The sequence below is a fragment of the Actinoalloteichus sp. GBA129-24 genome, from assembly GCF_001941645.1.
Classification (GTDB): domain Bacteria; phylum Actinomycetota; class Actinomycetes; order Mycobacteriales; family Pseudonocardiaceae; genus Actinoalloteichus_A; species Actinoalloteichus_A fjordicus.
The window spans coordinates 4,248,841-4,264,359 of record NZ_CP016077.1; the positions used below are offsets into that span (position 1 = coordinate 4,248,841).

A 15,519-nucleotide genomic window follows, 5' to 3' on the forward strand; every position below is an offset into this window, starting at 1 on the left:
CGGTCTGGGGCGGCTGACCGCAGCGACCGGGTGCGGAGCCTCACCGGGTGATTCGGCCGCGCGGACACCGCGACCGGCTCCGCGCTTGGCTCCGCGCCCGGCGCCGAGCTGATCGGTGAATCCAATCCGAACGGGCGCAGCGGTGTCGGCAGTCTCGGCCACCGGGCCGCGAAGGGCTCTTCGGGCAGGCCGTGACGGCGGACGTCGTACTCCGGCGGGCCGCGCCCCTCGGAAGCGGGCCGGGGTTCGTCCCGACGCCCGTGCTCACCGGCCCGCCTCCGCAGGCCATGATCCGCGCTGCCCACACCGCCTACCCCACGATCACCCGCGCCACCGCCGCCTGCCCCGCGCCCTCCACGACTCCGGCCACCTCGAACTCCCCCGCCTCGGCGTAGTCGTCCGGATCGGCCTCGTCCCAGACGACCGGGATCGAGCTGTCCTTGGAGCCGTCGTTGTAGGTCGCCACCACCGTCGGGGGCAGGTTCGGCGCGACGCCGACGAGTGTGTCGATCTCCCACGGGTCGATGCTGGTGATCTGCACGGCGTCGGAGGCGCGGACCCACACGGTGGCCTGCGCGGGCAGCGTCGCGACGTCGGTGATCCCGGTCAGGGTGAACGAGCTGCCGCCGTCGGCCACCTGACCGGGATCGACGGCGGGCCAGGCGACCTCGGCCTCGGCAGTGGCGCCGCCGGGATAGACCAGCGTGGCGGTGACGGGCAGCTCCGGGAGTGCGCCGACGGTGGTCGGGACGTGCACCGGCCGGATCTCGCTCGGCTGCTGGGCGTAGACCTTCCACTGCACGATCCCCAGCGACAGCCCCGGGCTGTTGGTCAGCGCGGCGCGCAGCCGGGTGGTGGTCACCGGGGCGAACTCGGTGGCGTTGTAGCGATCGGCGGCCACGCCGTACTCGTCGGCGTCGGCGACCGGCACGAACTCCTCCGCTTCCGTGTCCCAGTACTCCAGCCGCCAGGACCGTGGGACCGCGATGCCGTCGGGGGCGCCGGGCTGCACGTCGCGGAAGAAGTACAGCTCCGAGCCGTCGACCCGGACCGGCGACTCCCAGCTGTACTCGACCCACTGGCCGGTGCGCTGCGGCCAGGTCCCCCAGAAGGGCCGTTCGGTGGAGGAACCGGGATCGCGGCCGTCGTTCACCGCCGTGACCGGGGTGCCGTTGGCACTGAAGGACGCCGACGCGGTCGCGGCCGGGGCGACGTTGCGCCGCTCGGGCACCGCGTCGACCTCCACCACGAGCTGTCTGCTCGTCTCCTGCGCGCCGTCGGTGGCGGTCAACGCCAGGGTGTAGACGCCCTCGGCGCCGAATCGGGCCACCGTCGTGGGCGCCGAGACGTCCTCGAAGATCACCGTGGCCGCCTCCGGTCCGGCCACCACGGACCAGGTACTGCTCAGCTCGCCTGCGGGCAGGCCGTCGTCCTTGACGACACCGATCAGTCGCGCCTGGCCGGGCACCCGGTGGCCTGCGTCCACTCTGGCCTGCACCTGCGGCGCCGCGTCCTGGGACTCGGCGGGCGGCTCGCCGGTGGCGAAGGCCTGGAACTCCTTGAGGCCGATCGGATGGCCGGGCTGTCCCGTCAGGTCCACCCGCAGCGCCGAGGTCTCGACCGGGGCGAAGCGGATCTCGTTGTGATTGGCCCGAGGGTAGGCGGGGGTGCGCACCGGTTGCGCCACCTCCCGCCATTGGTCGCCGTCGCGGTAGGAGACGGTGTAGAGCGCGGGCTCCCGGTGGCCGCGCGGCTGCTTGTCATTGCGAAAGAACAGCCGGACCTCGTCGACGGTCTGGGTCGCGCCCAGCTCCACGTCGAGGGAGTGGCGGTTCTCCGATGATCCCTCGGTGCTCCAGAACGGCTCGTTGATCGTGGCGCCGTCCACCGCGCCTGCCGGTCCGCGATTCGGCGCGGAGTAGGAGGCCGACGCCGAGGCGCCCTCGGCGACGTTGGCCGCGTCGCGGGTGCTGCCGATGTCGCGGCCGGCCTTGGCGAAGACGTCGACCACGCGGCTGTCGTCGGCATAGGTGACGTCCTGTGCCTCGGTGACCGAGGCCGCCGCCTGGTGCAGCACCTCGGCGGGTTCGCCGGGGAACTCCGCCTCGCCGGTGGCCGGGTCGTAGATCACCGGGGTGAGCGCGTCGAGGGTGAGGACGCGTTCGCCGTCCAGGTACAGGGAATACCCCTCCGGCACGTCCTGGCCGTAGTGGCGGACGCCGTCGCCGGGTTCGTCCCAGACGATCGCCAGGTCGCCGCCTCGATAGCGCAGGTTCTCCACGGCGAAGTGATCCCAGCCGAGGTCGATCGGGGACAGCTCCACCCTGGTGTCGGTGCGGGGTCGCAGGCCCGCGACGTCCTCGATGATCGTGTAGTTGGTGGTGCCGAGCATCGTGTGATGAATCCAGGAGCGGTAGCCGATGCGCTGCGCCTCGGGGTCGCCGTCGGCCCAGAACTCGTTCTGGTCGGGCCAGCGGTTGTCGCCGCCGACGTAGTGGGACCAGGCGTTCCACATCAGCAGCTTCTCGTACAGCTCCGGTGTGACGTGCTCGGACGGGTAGTTCCGCAGCGCGGAGCTGTAGACGTCGAAGTAGCGCTGGGCGTTGATGACGGAGAAGTTGTTGGTGCCGGGATGGCCCTGCTGGGCGGCCTCGGTCTTATCCGCCTGGTTGGCGGTGAAGAAGGGGAACACCGGGTACTCGCGTCGGTCGGCGAGCAGCCGCAGCGCGTCGACGTACTCCGGTTCGTTCGGCATCAGGCCGACGGCGAAGGGGATGTAGTTGTTCCCCTCCTTCCACGGCACCAGGGCGTCGGTGGCGACGTGCCGGTGCTTGATCATCCGATCCGTCGGGTCCCACAGGTGTTCCAGGGTCGCCGCGCGGATGCGTTCGGCGATCGCGTCGAGTTCGGCGGCCTTCTCGTCCTCGCCCAGCAGCTCGTAGGCGGCGGAGGCAGCCTGCGCGCCCGCGAAGACGTAGCCGGACTCGGCGCGGTCGAGCTGTCCGGCCCGCCAGTGGAAGGAGACGGCGTCGGCGTCGTTGCCGGTCATCGCGCCCCAGTCGTACTCGATGAGGCCGTTGTCGTCGTGGTCGTAGGTGTCGAGCTGATCGCGCACGTCGCCCTCGGCGTAGCGGGCGAGGTTGCGGACGACGCCGTCGGGGCCGCCGTGCACCAGATAGGACTGCCAGGCCGCCTCGACGAGGTACTGGGTGTAGCTGTTGCTCCAGTTCTCCGGGTCGCCGGGGTTGTCGCGGAAGCGGCCGCCGCGCGAGGTCTCCCCTGTCGAGACCCAGGTGCCGTAGGCCCAGGCGGGGTCGCGGAGGTATTTCAGGTCGTCGACGAACATCCCGGTGGTCAGGGCGATGGAGTTGTTGTAGCCCAGCACGCCCTCGATCGCGGTGGGGAACTGGTAGTCGTCACCGGGGATGTCGGCGTCGAGGAAGTTGTAGCGCAGCAGCCACCAGCGGTAGTAGAGCGTCTTGCCGAGGTCGGCCGAGGGCACGTCCAGATAGGGCAGGTTCTCGCCCCACCAGCGGTTGTACTCCTGGACGTGGGTGCGGAAGGCCTCGCCGGGCTCGGCGGCGCGGACGGCCTCGTACTCCGTGCTCGACGCCGGGATCTCCTCGGTGACCAGGCCGAGCCGGACGCTGGTGTGGGCGGTGCCGCCTGCGGGGATCTCCAGTGTTCCCCGCAGTGCGCCGTCCTGCGCGGTCAGGCCCGCGCCGGAGAAGCGCGGGTAGAGGGTGGTGAGGTCGTTGCGGACCGAGGCGGCGCCGGTCAGCTCGTCTCCCGTGCCCTCGGCGGCGTACGGCGAGACCGCCGCGACGTCCAGTGCTCGCGATGACGCGCCCGCATTGCGGAATTCAAGGTCGGTGACCAGCACGTTGGCCTCGGTGATGAACTTGCGCTGCACCACCGTCAGGCCCGCGCCCGCGTCGAACTCGCTGCGCCAGTGGCTCGGCGCCTGCATCCGGGCCGGAACGTCCTCGCGGAGGTCGATCGCCGTGCCGTCGGCGGACAACTCGACCCGGTAACCGGGTCGGTCGTCGATGCTCTCCCAGTAGGCGAGCTGCCCGCCGAACCCGAGCACGCCGGGTTGATGGGTCTTCATGAACGCCGCGCGGCCCCGGGTGAAGAGCCAGTCGCCCGAGGGGTCGCGGCCGTGGCGGGCGAGCATCCGATCCATCCAGAAGTCGGTGCCGTCGCCCGCCGCGAGGTCGGCCTCGAAGCCCGCCGCCAGCGTGCCGCCGACGCGAAAGGGCTCGGGCAGCGGCGGCACCGGCTCGTCATCACCGCTGAAGCTCGGGTAGCCGATGGTCTCGTTGGCGAACTCCACAGCGAGGGGCGTCTCGCCGGAGTCCTGCCCGACGGCGGCCGGGTTCATGGCCGAGGCGGCGAGCAGGGCTCCGGCGGCGGCCAGCGTCAGGATGCGGGGCCGGGCCCGGGACGCCGCCGAGCGGACGGGCCCGGATCGGCGGCGCTCGGCACGGGCGGCGCCGAGTCCGGCGACACGTCGAGGAGACACGAGAACCTCCAGGTGATCGGGCAGGCGTGCCGGTCGGCGGCAGGGAGGACGGCGGCGATCCCGCGACCGTCGCGCACTTCCCGGCCACCCGAGGTGATCGACGACATCGAGTCTGGTCGGCGCCGCGAGAGCCGGACAAGACTTTCCAGTCAGTTTCAGGACACCGCGTCACCGCCTGGGCCGGGCGAGGCCCGTCCCGCCGCCGCAGGGCGACGACGGGGACGAGACCGGGTTCTAGCGCCCCCTGCCGCCCGGCGGTTCCGCCGAGGACTCGGCTCAGGCCGTCGGTGCCGCAGCCCCGCGGCCTGCTCGGCGGTCCGCCCGGGCCCGACGCTCGCGGGACTGGCCGTATTGGAGCCAGGCCTCGGTCAGGAACAGGACCACCGTCCAGCCCAGCCAGGTGGCCAGCCCCGAGATCGCGTAGTCGAAGGCGAGCTGGCTGCCGCCGAACGTCGTGTCCAGCTGCGGTTCCAGGATCATCCAGGCCAGCGCACCCCACACCCGATTGGTGATGATCGACATCGTCAGCGCGAAGCTGCGAATCATCCAGCGGCGATGCTCGGCGAACCGGCGGGCACGGACGCGGCGGAATGCGGTGATGGTGAAGACCAGCCAGAGGATCGAGAGGATGACGCTGCTGGTCTGTGCCACCGGGCCGGTCGGGGTGTGCACCGCGATCACCATGCCGGTGAGCGCGCCGGGGATGCAGGCGATGACGTAGGCGCGGCCGAGCATCCGGTGTGCTCGCCGGAAGCGCGTCCGGAACCACGGCCACACCTGGAACACGCCGGTGATCATCGCCACCGAGGCGAGCAGGACGTGCGCCACCAGCAGCGGGTAGTAGTAGGCGACGCCCTCGGGTAAGGGCACCCGAGCGAGGCCGGGGTCGCCGGTCAGGTACGGCGGCAGCGAGAAGCCGACGAAGGCCACGGCCACGAGGGCCAGCGGCACCACCCAGGGCCGCCGCCACCACGACTTCGGTCTGTCGGGACGTCGGGGTGCCTGCTCCGCGCTGTCGGGTTGCAGCGCAGGCGAGCCGGTCGACGTGGTCATCGGTCGTCTCCTTCGGACTGATCATGGGCAGCTTCGTCCGGGGGCGCCGATCGACTCCTCGATCCGTCTTGGCCGCGCGTCGGGCAGCAGGCCTTGAAGGCCGCCGACTGGTCACCGAAGACAGGCGCGGCGGCACGGCGGTGGCGTCGTCACGGCGTGCGTGATCGCCGCAGCCCGAGGCGGGTGTCTCGCCCTCCGTGCTGCTGGTCGACCGAACTGCGCCGTGTCCCCCATCAAAACTGCGAACCACGTTCGCGGTTCTGCGAAAGGGTTTCGCAGTTTTGCGGTACTGTCAAGCTCGATCGAGAACCGACGACGCAGAGGGCGGACATGACGGACGACGACGCGAAGCGAGCCGCCGCACGCAGCCTGGAGCTGCTCTGGGGTGAGCGGCAGCGCCCGCGACGTGGGCCGAAGCCGAGCCTGAGCGTCGACGAGATCGTGCGGGCCGCCATCGAAGTGGCCGACGCCGACGGGCTGCCCGCACTCTCGATGGGGCGGGTAGCCGAACAGCTCGGCACCGGAGTCGCCTCGTTGTACCGCTACGTCCCGGGCAAGGCCGAACTCGTCGCCCTCGTCGTCGACGCGGTGCTCGGGAGTCCGCCGCCGTCGGTCACCGAGGGCACCGACTGGCGGAGTCGCCTCGCGGAGTGGGCGCGCTTCTCGCTCGACGTCTTCCGGCGTCGCACCTGGATACTGCCGCTGCTGACCACCAGGAAAGGCGTTCCGGGGCCGAACGAGACCAGCTGGCTGGAGTCCGCCCTCGCCGCGACCTCGAACACCGGGCTCGCCGACGTCGAGCGCGTCGAGGTGATCTCCCTGCTCACCATGTACGTGCGCGGGGCGGCACAGGTCGCCGCCGACATGCGGCTCGGCACCCCGGACGAGGAGGTGAGCGACTCGCCGGTCTCCGGTCCGATGCTGCGGCTGATCAGCAGCGAACGCTTCCCGACCCTGAGCTCAGTCGTGGCATCGGGAACCTTCGAGCAGCCCACCGACGTCGTCGAGTTCGGCCTCAACCGCGTCCTCGACGGGATCGAGGCGTTCATCCAGACGAAGACGAATCAGAGCGGCCCGGCCTGACGCCCGGTGACCGGCAGGCCGCGCCGCTGCACGAGCGACTCCCCCGCCCCGCCGATCGGGCGACCGACGGCTCCGGCGGTGCCGCTCCGCCGGAATCCTCAGGTTTTACATCGCAAGAACAGACCAGGCAGAACCGAAGACAGGAACATTCACAGCCTCGGCCGTGTTATGCATGCGCATACACTTTCCAGGAGGCTGACGAGATGCAGTTCGGGATCTTCACCGTCGGAGACGTCACACCAGACCCGACCGACGGCACCACGCCCACCGAGGCGGAGCGGATCAAGGCGCTGGTCGCCATCGCGATGAAGGCCGAGGAGATCGGGCTCGACGTCTTCGCGACCGGCGAGCACCACAACCCGCCGTTCGTCCCCTCCTCCCCCACGACCATGCTCGGCTACATCGCGGCCCGCACCGAGCGGCTGCTGCTGTCCACCGCGACGACGCTGATCACGACGAACGACCCGGTGAAGATCGCCGAGGACTACGCCATGCTTCAGCACCTCGCCGACGGACGGGTGGATCTGATGCTCGGCCGGGGCAACACCGGGCCGGTCTACCCGTGGTTCGGCCAGGACATCCGGCAGGGCATCCCGCTGGCGGTGGAGAACTACGCGCTGCTGCACCAGTTGTGGCGCGAGGACGTGGTGGACTGGGAAGGCCGCTTCCGCACGCCCCTGCAGTCCTTCACCTCGACGCCCCGCCCGCTGGACGGCGTGCCGCCGTTCGTCTGGCACGGTTCGATCCGCAGCCCCGAGATCGCCGAGCAGGCCGCCTACTACGGCGACGGCTTCTTCGCCAACCACATCTTCTGGCCGAAGGAGCACTTCATCCGGCTGATCAACCTGTACCGCACCCGCTTCGAGCACTACGGGCACGGCGCGGCCGATCAGGCGATCGTCGGACTCGGCGGGCAGCTGTTCCTGCGGCCGAAGTCGCAGGACGCGGTCCGGGAGTTCCGGCCGTACTTCGACAACGCGCCGGTCTACGGGCACGGGCCGTCGTTGGAGGACTTCATGGAGCAGACGCCGCTGACCGTCGGCAGCCCGCAGGAGGCGATCGACAAGACGCTGCGGTTCCGGGAGTACTTCGGCGACTACCAGCGGCAGCTGTTCCTGGTCGACCACGCGGGCCTGCCGTTGAAGACCGTCCTGGAACAGCTCGACATCATCGGCGAGGAGGTGCTGCCCGTGCTGCGCAAGGAGTTCGACGCGCTGCGGCCCGCCCACGTCCCGGCGGCCCCGACCCACGCGAGCCTGCGGGCCGCGCGGGAGCAGGCCCGGGAACACGCAGGCGCCGCCGAGACCGACGCCGTCACGACCGACGCCGGGGGGCAGCGATGATCACCCGCACGCTCACCGTGGTGACCGCCGGCCTCAGCCAGCCGTCGTCGACCAGGCTGCTGGCCGACCGGCTGGCCGAGGCCTCGGCGCGAGCCCTCGGTGAGCAGGACGTCCACGTCGACACCGAGGTGATCGAACTCCGGTCCCACGCCAAGGAGCTGGCCGACCATCTGCTGACCGGCTTCCCTGCCGGCGGTCTGCGCACGGCGATCGACCGCGTCACGAACTCCGACGGGCTGATCGCCGTGACACCGATCTTCACCGCCTCCTACAGCGGGCTGTTCAAGATGTTCTTCGACGTGCTCGACGCCGACGCGCTGGCGGGCCTGCCCGTCCTCGTCGGCGCGACGGGCGGCACGGCCCGGCATTCGCTCGCCCTGGATCACGCGCTGCGGCCGATGTTCGGCTACCTGCGGGCGGTCGTCGTCCCCACCGGCGTCTACGCCGCATCCGAGGACTGGGGCACCGGCGGCGGCGACAACGGCCTGGTGAGCAGGATCGATCGGGCCGCGGGCGAGCTGGCCGGGCTGATAGCGGGCCGACCGGCCGCCCGCACCGCCACCGATCCCTTCGACGACCCGGTGCCCTTCTCCCAGCTCCTCGGCCGGACGGAGGAGCCGTGAGCAGGGGAGAGCGGACGGCGCGGCCTGCCGGGGCCGAGTCCGGCGATGCCGAGGACCAGCGGGCGCGGTCCTCGGCCCGGATGGCCGAGCGGGACGCCCGCCGGGCCAAGGTCGACGTGTGGCGCTCGCTGATGGAGGTCCACGCGACGGTGCTCGCCGAGCTGGAAGACGAGTTCGCCACCCGACACAGCCTGTCGGTGAGCGAATTCGACGCGCTGTCCAACATCCCGACCGGCGGGGTGCGGCTGCGCGAGCTGACCGACCGCGTCGTGCTGAGCCAGAGCGCGGTGAGCAGGCTCGTCGACCGACTGGAGCGACGCGGACTCGTCGAACGCTCGGTGCTGCCGGACGACTCCCGTGCCGTCTACGTCCGCCTCACCTCGGCTGGGCGCAGGCTGATGCTGGCGGCGATCCGCACCAACGCCGCCGTCGTGGAGCGGGCCTTCGCCGACCGGCTCTCGGAACCGGAGCTGCGGGCGTTGGGGACGGTGTTCGGCAGGCTGCGGCCTCGGCAGGTGTCGCGGGACCCGAGACTGCGGTGACGGAGGTCGAGGGCGAGACGGCGGTCTCGCCCTCGTCCGCGATGCCTACGGCGGCGACCTCGACGCTGAAGGACATCTCCCTCGTCGCCCAGCGCGCCCGCTCGAGGTCATGGCGAAGATCGACCTGCGCCTCCGACGGCTTCAGTCGACTCGTCCCCCTCGATCCTGGTGATGCTCGGCTACCTGCCTCGTTCGCTGCGGCGAGCAGGCGGTGCGGCACGATTCTCGGATTTCCCGACGTTGCTGCTCGCGACGGTCAGGACGCGGCCGGGTCGGTGGCGCGTCCGCCGAGGTGGCGGGCCAGGAATCGCTCCAGGGTGCGGTAGAGCTCGATGTTGCTGTCGGGATTGATGAACCAATGGCCCTCGGTCTCGTTGAGCAGGTATTCCACCTCCGCGCCTCGAGCGCGCAACGCCTCTACTATCCGGTCGGAGTGGCGGCGGGCTACGCGGACGTCGTTGGCACCGTGGATGAGCAGCATCGGGGCGGTGATGTCCCCGACCCTGCTGATCGGCGAGCGGGCGAGCAGGTCGGCTTCCTGGTCCGGGTCGTCCGGGTCGCCCATGTAGCGGAGGTAGCTGTTCTGGATGCCGCGCCTGACGACGGGGATCACCGACCGGATGAGGTCGGGCAGGTCGGACATGCCGGTGTAGCTGACGGCGGCGGCGAAACGGTCGGGGGTGAACGCGGCCCCGACCAGGGCGGCGTAACCGCCGTAGGAACAGCCGTAGATCGCGACCCGGTCGGGATCGGTGTGGCCCTGTGCGATCGCCCAGTCCAGGGCGTCGATCACGTCGTCGTGGATGCGCCCGGCGAACTCGCCGATCGCGGCCTGGGTGTGGGCCTTGCCGTAGCCGGTCGAGCCACGGAAGTTCACCTGCAGCACCGCGTAACCTCGGTTGGCCAGCAGCTGTACCTCCGGGTCGTAGCACCAGCTGTCGCGATACCACGGCCCGCCGTGCAGCAACAGCACCGTCGGAAGGCCGCGGGGCTCCACCCCGGTCGGCAGGGTGAGGTGGCAGGGCAGGTTCAGGCCGTCGCGAGCGGGGACGGTGACCGGGCTGACCGGGGCGAGCCGGGCGGGGTCCAGGTGCGGGTAGGGGCGGAACAGCCGCCGGGCCGCCCCGGTGGTGTGGTCGTAGAACCAGGTGACGCCGGGGTCGCGGTCGTGGGTGAAGTCGACCACCCAACGCTGTCCGCCTGCATCGCAGGAGAGGTGAGCCGGGTCGCCGTCGGACAGCTCGGCCAGCCTCGGCAGGACCTCGGCGAACTGCGGGTCGAGGGCGTGGATCACCTGGCGGTCGCCGAGGTAGCGGGCCCCGAGCAGCTTTCCGGTCGTCGGATGAACGATCAGGGCGGACGGGAACCGGGGATCGGCCTCCGGGCGGGGGGTGTCCAGGTCGAACACGGGGTGGCTGTCCACCCCGACCTGCTCACCGCTGTCCAGATCCACCCGCACCAGTCGGGTGCGGTCCGAGCCTCGGGACGAGCCGATCCACAGCCCCGTCCCGTCCGGGGTGGGCACGCAGGGCAGGACGCCGAAGATGTGGTCGTCGCCGGGGAACCGCGTGATCAGGCGCTGGGCACCGTCGTTCCAGTCCGACAGCAGGTGATCGCCGTCGTCCGCCATGCTGAAGGCGAGGATCCGCTCCTGCGGCGTGCACTGCCAGCCGAGGACGTCGCCGGGGTTCTCGGCGAGCAGGGTCAGCCGGGCGGTGTCGAGGTCGAGCTCGTAGAGATCGATCAGGTCGGGTCGACGCGCGTTGAGCTGCACGAAAACCGTCCCCGGCCGGTCCGAGGAGAACTGGGTGCCCAACAGGCGCACCCCGTCGATCGGGGTGAGGTCGATCGCGGGCTCCTCCGGACGGGTCGGATCGACCCGATGCAGATGGGCGTTCTCGTCGCCGTCGGTGTCCTGGGTGAACAGCAGATAACGGGAATCGGCGGTCCAGAAGAACGCGTCGATGCTGCGGTGGTCGTCGGAGGTGACGCGTCGGGAGGCCGGGTCGTCCACCGCGTCGGTCTCGGGCCAGTCCCCGGCCAGGTCACGGACGAACACGTTGAGCCGGTCCCGCCACGGGGCGAAGTAGGCGACCTTCGTGCCGTCCGGGGAGAGCCGGGCGCGGCTGCGGGCAGGCGGGCCGAAGAACTCCTCGACGGCGATCAGTTGCGGCAGGGTCCTCATGGCGGGTCCTCCAGGGTCGGCATCGCGGACACCCCCGAGTCCAATCCCTGACGTCGCGTCGGACTCAAGCCCGGTCTGCGTGATTCACGCCATATCGGCAGGCAAGGGCCGGGGCGGCCCCGGTCAGGACCCGTCGGACCGGATCAACCGCTGCTCGACCCGACGCAGGACGCGGTGCTGCACGGGCCGCAGGTTGTGCTCGCCCAGTTCGTCCACCAGCGCCGACGCCCGCCGGTCGATGGCGGGCAGCGCGGTCAGGCGCGCCACCATCGGTTCCAGATGCGCGACCAGGTCGTCGATGAGCGCCGCGACCTCGTCGTCGGGGGTGTCGGAATCGAGGGCGTAGAACCGCGCCGTGAGCGGAGCGACGGTCGCCGTACCGGCGCTGAGCAGCGCGATGAGCTCGGCGTGGCCCGCCTCGCCGAGCAGGTGCCCGACCAGCAGCAGCTGCTCGTGCTCGTAACGGGCCATCGTGGCCGGTACGGCCGGTTCGGGGGCCGACCGGAACGCCGCCAGCTCCGGGGGCAGATCCGGTGGGGAGCCCGTGCGGCGCAGCACGGCGATACTGGCCCGGCGAGCGGTGAACCGTTCGATCTCCGCGGCGGCCTGCCGGTCGAGCTCCTCGAGCAGCTGCTCGGCGGCCCCCGGATCGTCCAGCACCGGGGGCAGCGCGGACAGCGGGACGCCGAGGGCCGTCAACCGAGTGATGCGCAGGAGCCGAACCAGGTGGCCCACGTCGTAGCGCCGATAGCCACCGGCCGAACGCGGCGGCTCGGCCAGCAACCCGATCTGGTGGTAATGGCGCAGCGTGCGGACGGTGACACCGGCCAGTTCGGCGAGTTCACTGCTGAGCAACGGTCGTCCGCTCCTTCGGTTCCGGATCGCGCAGAGCACCGAGGGCGAGCACGGCCGACAGCCCGGCGACCGCGAATCTGCCACCACGCACGTCGCCGATACTCAGCCCGCCCTCACCCCTGATGCGCCGCGCAGGTCGCGCCCTCGGCGACCGCCCCGCCGACCGGCGACAACCCGAGCTGCACCCGGCCAACCCGGCCGTAGGTGGTGCCGCGCTGCCGGGCCGGGCGGCCGATGCGGTCGGCCAGGGCACGGAGCTGCTCGACGGTGCGCGCGGAGCCGTGTTCGGAGCCCGCCATCCGGCTGATGGTCTCCTCCATGAGCGTGCCGCCGACGTCGTTGGCGCCGCCGGTGAGCACCTCGGTGGAGCCCTCCTCGCCGAGCTTCACCCAGGAGCACTGCACGTTGTCGATCCGGCCGTGCAGCAGGAGCCGCGCCATGGCGTGCACCGCGCGGTTGTCCCGCCGCGTCGGCCCCGGCCGGGCCAGGCCCGCCAGGTAGAGCGGCGCGTTGCGGTGGACGAAGGGCAGCGGCACGAACTCGGTGAAGCCACCGACCCCGTTCGCCTTCGCCGTGTCCTGCACTCCGGCGAGGGTGCGCAGGTGGCCCAGCCAGTGTTCCGGGGTGTCGACGTGGCCGTACATCATCGTCGAGGAGGACGGGATGCCCAGCCGGTGCGCGGTGCTGACGACCTCGATCCACTGGGCGGCGGGCAGCTTCCCCTTGGTCAGCACCCAGCGGACGTCGTCGTCGAGGATCTCGGCGGCGGTGCCGGGGATGCTGCCCAGCCCGGCGTCGCGCAGCTCGGTGAGGCACTCCTCGATGCTGATGCCCGCCTTGGCCGCGACGCTGACGATCTCCATCGGACTGAAGGCGTGCACGTGCATCTCCGGCACGCGGGCCCGCACCGCGCGCACCAGGTCGACGTAGCCGGTGACCGGCAGCTTCGGGTCGATGCCGCCCTGCATGCAGACCTCGGTGGCGCCCGCCCGCCAGGCCTCCTCGGCCCGGTCGGCGACCTCCGCCGGAGACAGGCGGTAGGCGTCTGCGTCGCGTTCCCGCTGGGCGAAGGCGCAGAATCGGCAGCCCACGTAGCAGATGTTGGAGAAGTTGATGTTGCGGTTGACGACGTAGGTGACGTCGTCGCCGACGACGCTGCGACGCAGGTCGTCCGCGAGGCCCGCGAGCGCGTCCAGCGCCACGCCGTCGCAGGTCATCAAGGCCATGGCGGCGGCGGTGTTGGCCTCGTCGAGCAGGGCGGCCGGGTCGGCGGCGGCGATGCGCAGGCCCGCGCGGACGTCGGTGTCCAGGCGTTCGGGTGCGGCGGTGTCCGGCAGGCTCGCCTTGAGCGAGTCCCAGTCGCCGTAGACGGTGTCGAAGTCGCCGCGCCGGTCCTCACTGCGGCCGACGGTGTCGATGCCGACGTGCAGGTCGGTGCGGCCGACCGACTCGATCCCGCCGTCGGGCTCCTGCCAGGGGCGGCCCGCGAGGACGGCGGCCTCGTCGGCGAGACCGTCCGGGGTGGCCAGCGCCGCGACGTGGGCCGCGACCCTGGTGTCGAGCCACTGGGTGCTGTCCCCGGCTAGGCCCTGCCGCAGATGACGCGGGTAGATGGTGAGCCGCTCACGCAGGGCGAAGCCGTTCTCGGCGGTGACCTCGCGCAGCGCGTCGATCGCGGGCCAGGGGCGTTCGGGGTTGACGTGGTCGGGCGTCACCGGGGACACCCCGCCCCAGTCGTCGATGCCTGCCCGCAGCATCAGGCCGTGTTCGGCCCCGACGAGGTTCGGCGGCGCCTGCACGCTGACGCCCGAGGGCATCAGCAGCCGGGCCACCGCGATCGTGGCCGCGAGTTCGTTCAGGTCGGCGTCGGGCATTCCGCGCATCGCGGTGTCCGGCTTGGCGCGGAAGTTCTGGACGATCACCTCTTGGAGATGCCCGTACTGGCGGGCGGAGGCACGCAGGGCGAGCAACGCCTCGGCGCGTTCGAGGCGCGTCTCGCCGATGCCGATGAGGATGCCGCTGGTGAAGGGGATGCCGATGCGACCGGCCTCGGCGAGCACCTTGAGCCGGACGGCGGGCTCCTTGTCCGGGCTGGCGTAGTGCGGCATGCCCTTCTCGCTCCACAGCCGCTCGGACGTGGTCTCCAGCATCATGCCCATGCTGGGAGCGACGGGCTTGAGCCTGGTCATCTCGGACCAGCTCAGCACGCCGGGGTTGAGATGCGGGAGCAGGCCGGTCTCCTCCAGGACCGCGACGGCACAGGACCGCAGGTAGTCCACTGTGGACGAGTAGCCGCGTGCCTCGAGCCACTCGGAGGCGGCGTCCCAGCGCAGCTCCGGCCGGTCGCCCAGGGTGAACAGGGCCTCTTTGCAGCCCGCCTCGGCGCCCTGGCGCGCGATTGCCACGACCTCCTCGCGCTCGAGATAGGCGGACTCGACCTTGTGCGGCACGGTCGCGAAGGTGCAGTAGTGGCAGCGGTCGCGGCACAACCGGGTCAGGGGGATGAACACCTTGCGGCTGTAGGTGACCAGGCCTGCGCGGCCCTCCGCCGTCAGGTGCGCATCACGCGCCCGACCCGCGACCGCGAGGAGTTCGTCGAGATCGGCGTCACGGGCGTGCAGCAGCACGGAGGCCTCGGTGGCGTCGAGCGTCACCCCGTCCCTGGCGCGACGCAAGGCCCGCCGCATAGCCGACGCGGCCGGGGCTGGTTCTAGCGGGGACGGCTCCAGTTCGATCGACACGAACCGAGGCTAACAAGCGGCTGCACGGAAATCCCCTGTCGCTCCAGGGAGATACCCACCCAGTCGGGTATGTCACTGAACGGAATAGATCCGGAGCGCGGCGGCAGAAGACAGTCGAACGACTCCAGGCGGTTGTTCGGTCGGCATTCGTTGAATTCCCTGATGGCCGCACGGAGACAGGCGGGACTCGGCCGCGCCCGACGATCTCACCGTGCAGGCCGACGGTGACCAGGCCTCGGCGGGGTCCGGGGGATGCAGCTCGCGGCGGGGGCTCGATGTCGGCAGGCCTCCGTGGACGACAGCGTCGATCGGTAGTGCGTCACGATGAGCCGTGACGTCACCCTGTCGACGGGCTACGCGGCAGGCCCGTTCTCCTATCTTGCCGAGCCGGGCGACGGCCCCGACCACGATGTCGAGGACGCTGCCGGCGCCTCGGACCCGCTCCGCGCCTGGTCCGAGATCTCATCGCCGAAGGGAAGGCGACAGACCGAGGCACCGCACCCGGCAGGCCGCCGAGGCTGTGGGAGCAGAATGACGGGCTCGCCCTGACACCTTCGCCGTCGTAGCGC

The 15,519-nt window shown here is 71.3% G+C and carries 10 protein-coding genes; 5 read left to right on the forward strand and 5 right to left on the reverse strand.

Going from position 1 to position 15,519, the window contains the following annotated elements:
• Positions 1-310: 310 nt before the first annotated feature.
• Positions 311-4,525 (reverse strand): discoidin domain-containing protein, encoded by a 4,215-nt coding sequence (locus tag UA75_RS18370; RefSeq protein WP_075741298.1) that lies wholly within the window; start codon positions 4,523-4,525, stop codon positions 311-313.
• A gap of 276 nt (positions 4,526-4,801) precedes the next feature.
• A complete protein-coding gene (locus UA75_RS18375; protein WP_083683304.1) occupies positions 4,802-5,578 on the reverse strand; it encodes a DUF2306 domain-containing protein in 777 nt (258 codons plus the stop codon).
• Positions 5,579-5,908: 330 nt separating this feature from the next.
• Between UA75_RS18375 and UA75_RS18380 the strand changes: the two genes are divergently transcribed.
• The 4 genes from UA75_RS18380 to UA75_RS18395 all read left to right on the forward strand — a co-directional run bounded on the left by UA75_RS18380 (position 5,909) and on the right by UA75_RS18395 (position 9,169).
• The gene (locus UA75_RS18380) at positions 5,909-6,661 is read left to right on the forward strand and encodes a TetR/AcrR family transcriptional regulator (RefSeq protein WP_075741299.1); all 753 of its coding nucleotides are present in this window, start codon (positions 5,909-5,911) and stop codon (positions 6,659-6,661) included.
• Between the two features lie 203 nt (positions 6,662-6,864).
• On the forward strand, positions 6,865-8,004 hold the full coding sequence (locus tag UA75_RS18385; protein WP_075741300.1) for an LLM class flavin-dependent oxidoreductase: 1,140 nt from the start codon (positions 6,865-6,867) through the stop codon (positions 8,002-8,004).
• Positions 8,001-8,627, forward strand: a complete 627-nt coding sequence (locus UA75_RS18390) for an FMN reductase (protein ID WP_075741301.1) — start codon at positions 8,001-8,003, stop codon at positions 8,625-8,627. The genes UA75_RS18385 and UA75_RS18390 overlap by 4 nt, the downstream gene beginning before the upstream one ends.
• Positions 8,624-9,169: a MarR family winged helix-turn-helix transcriptional regulator gene (locus tag UA75_RS18395; protein ID WP_232237309.1), complete on the forward strand. Its 546-nt coding sequence runs from the start codon at positions 8,624-8,626 to the stop codon at positions 9,167-9,169. The genes UA75_RS18390 and UA75_RS18395 overlap by 4 nt, the downstream gene beginning before the upstream one ends.
• Before the next feature lie 256 nt (positions 9,170-9,425).
• Here the strand turns inward: UA75_RS18395 and UA75_RS18400 are convergent, their stop codons facing one another.
• The 3 genes from UA75_RS18400 to UA75_RS18410 form a co-directional block, all read right to left on the reverse strand.
• Positions 9,426-11,354, reverse strand: coding sequence for a S9 family peptidase (locus UA75_RS18400; protein ID WP_075741302.1), 1,929 nt, complete (start codon positions 11,352-11,354; stop codon positions 9,426-9,428).
• Positions 11,355-11,477: 123 nt separating this feature from the next.
• Positions 11,478-12,209 carry a MerR family transcriptional regulator gene (locus UA75_RS18405; protein WP_075741303.1) on the reverse strand — a complete coding sequence of 244 codons (732 nt, stop codon included), beginning with the start codon at positions 12,207-12,209 and terminating at the stop codon, positions 11,478-11,480.
• A 113-nt stretch (positions 12,210-12,322) separates the two neighbouring features.
• Entirely contained in the window at positions 12,323-14,896 is a 2,574-nt protein-coding gene (locus UA75_RS18410; protein ID WP_232237854.1) for a bifunctional FO biosynthesis protein CofGH, read from the reverse strand.
• Positions 14,897-15,274: 378 nt separating this feature from the next.
• Here UA75_RS18410 and UA75_RS18415 point away from each other — a divergent pair, with 378 nt between their 5' ends.
• Positions 15,275-15,499 carry a hypothetical protein gene (locus UA75_RS18415; RefSeq protein WP_075741305.1) on the forward strand — a complete coding sequence of 75 codons (225 nt, stop codon included), beginning with the start codon at positions 15,275-15,277 and terminating at the stop codon, positions 15,497-15,499.
• Positions 15,500-15,519: the final 20 nt, after the last annotated feature.

What these genes read in the sequence shown, in the direction of transcription:
- UA75_RS18375 (WP_083683304.1), bottom strand. Translation starts at nt 5,578, where the DNA reads ATGACCACGTCGACCGGCTCGCCTGCGCTGCAACCCGACAGCGCGGAG.
- UA75_RS18380 (WP_075741299.1), top strand. Translation starts at nt 5,909, where the DNA reads ATGACGGACGACGACGCGAAGCGAGCCGCCGCACGCAGCCTGGAGCTG.
- UA75_RS18385 (WP_075741300.1), top strand. Translation starts at nt 6,865, where the DNA reads ATGCAGTTCGGGATCTTCACCGTCGGAGACGTCACACCAGACCCGACC.
- UA75_RS18390 (WP_075741301.1), top strand. Translation starts at nt 8,001, where the DNA reads ATGATCACCCGCACGCTCACCGTGGTGACCGCCGGCCTCAGCCAGCCG.
- UA75_RS18400 (WP_075741302.1), bottom strand. Translation starts at nt 11,354, where the DNA reads ATGAGGACCCTGCCGCAACTGATCGCCGTCGAGGAGTTCTTCGGCCCG.
- UA75_RS18410 (WP_232237854.1), bottom strand. Translation starts at nt 14,896, where the DNA reads ATGCGGCGGGCCTTGCGTCGCGCCAGGGACGGGGTGACGCTCGACGCC.
- UA75_RS18415 (WP_075741305.1), top strand. Translation starts at nt 15,275, where the DNA reads ATGAGCCGTGACGTCACCCTGTCGACGGGCTACGCGGCAGGCCCGTTC.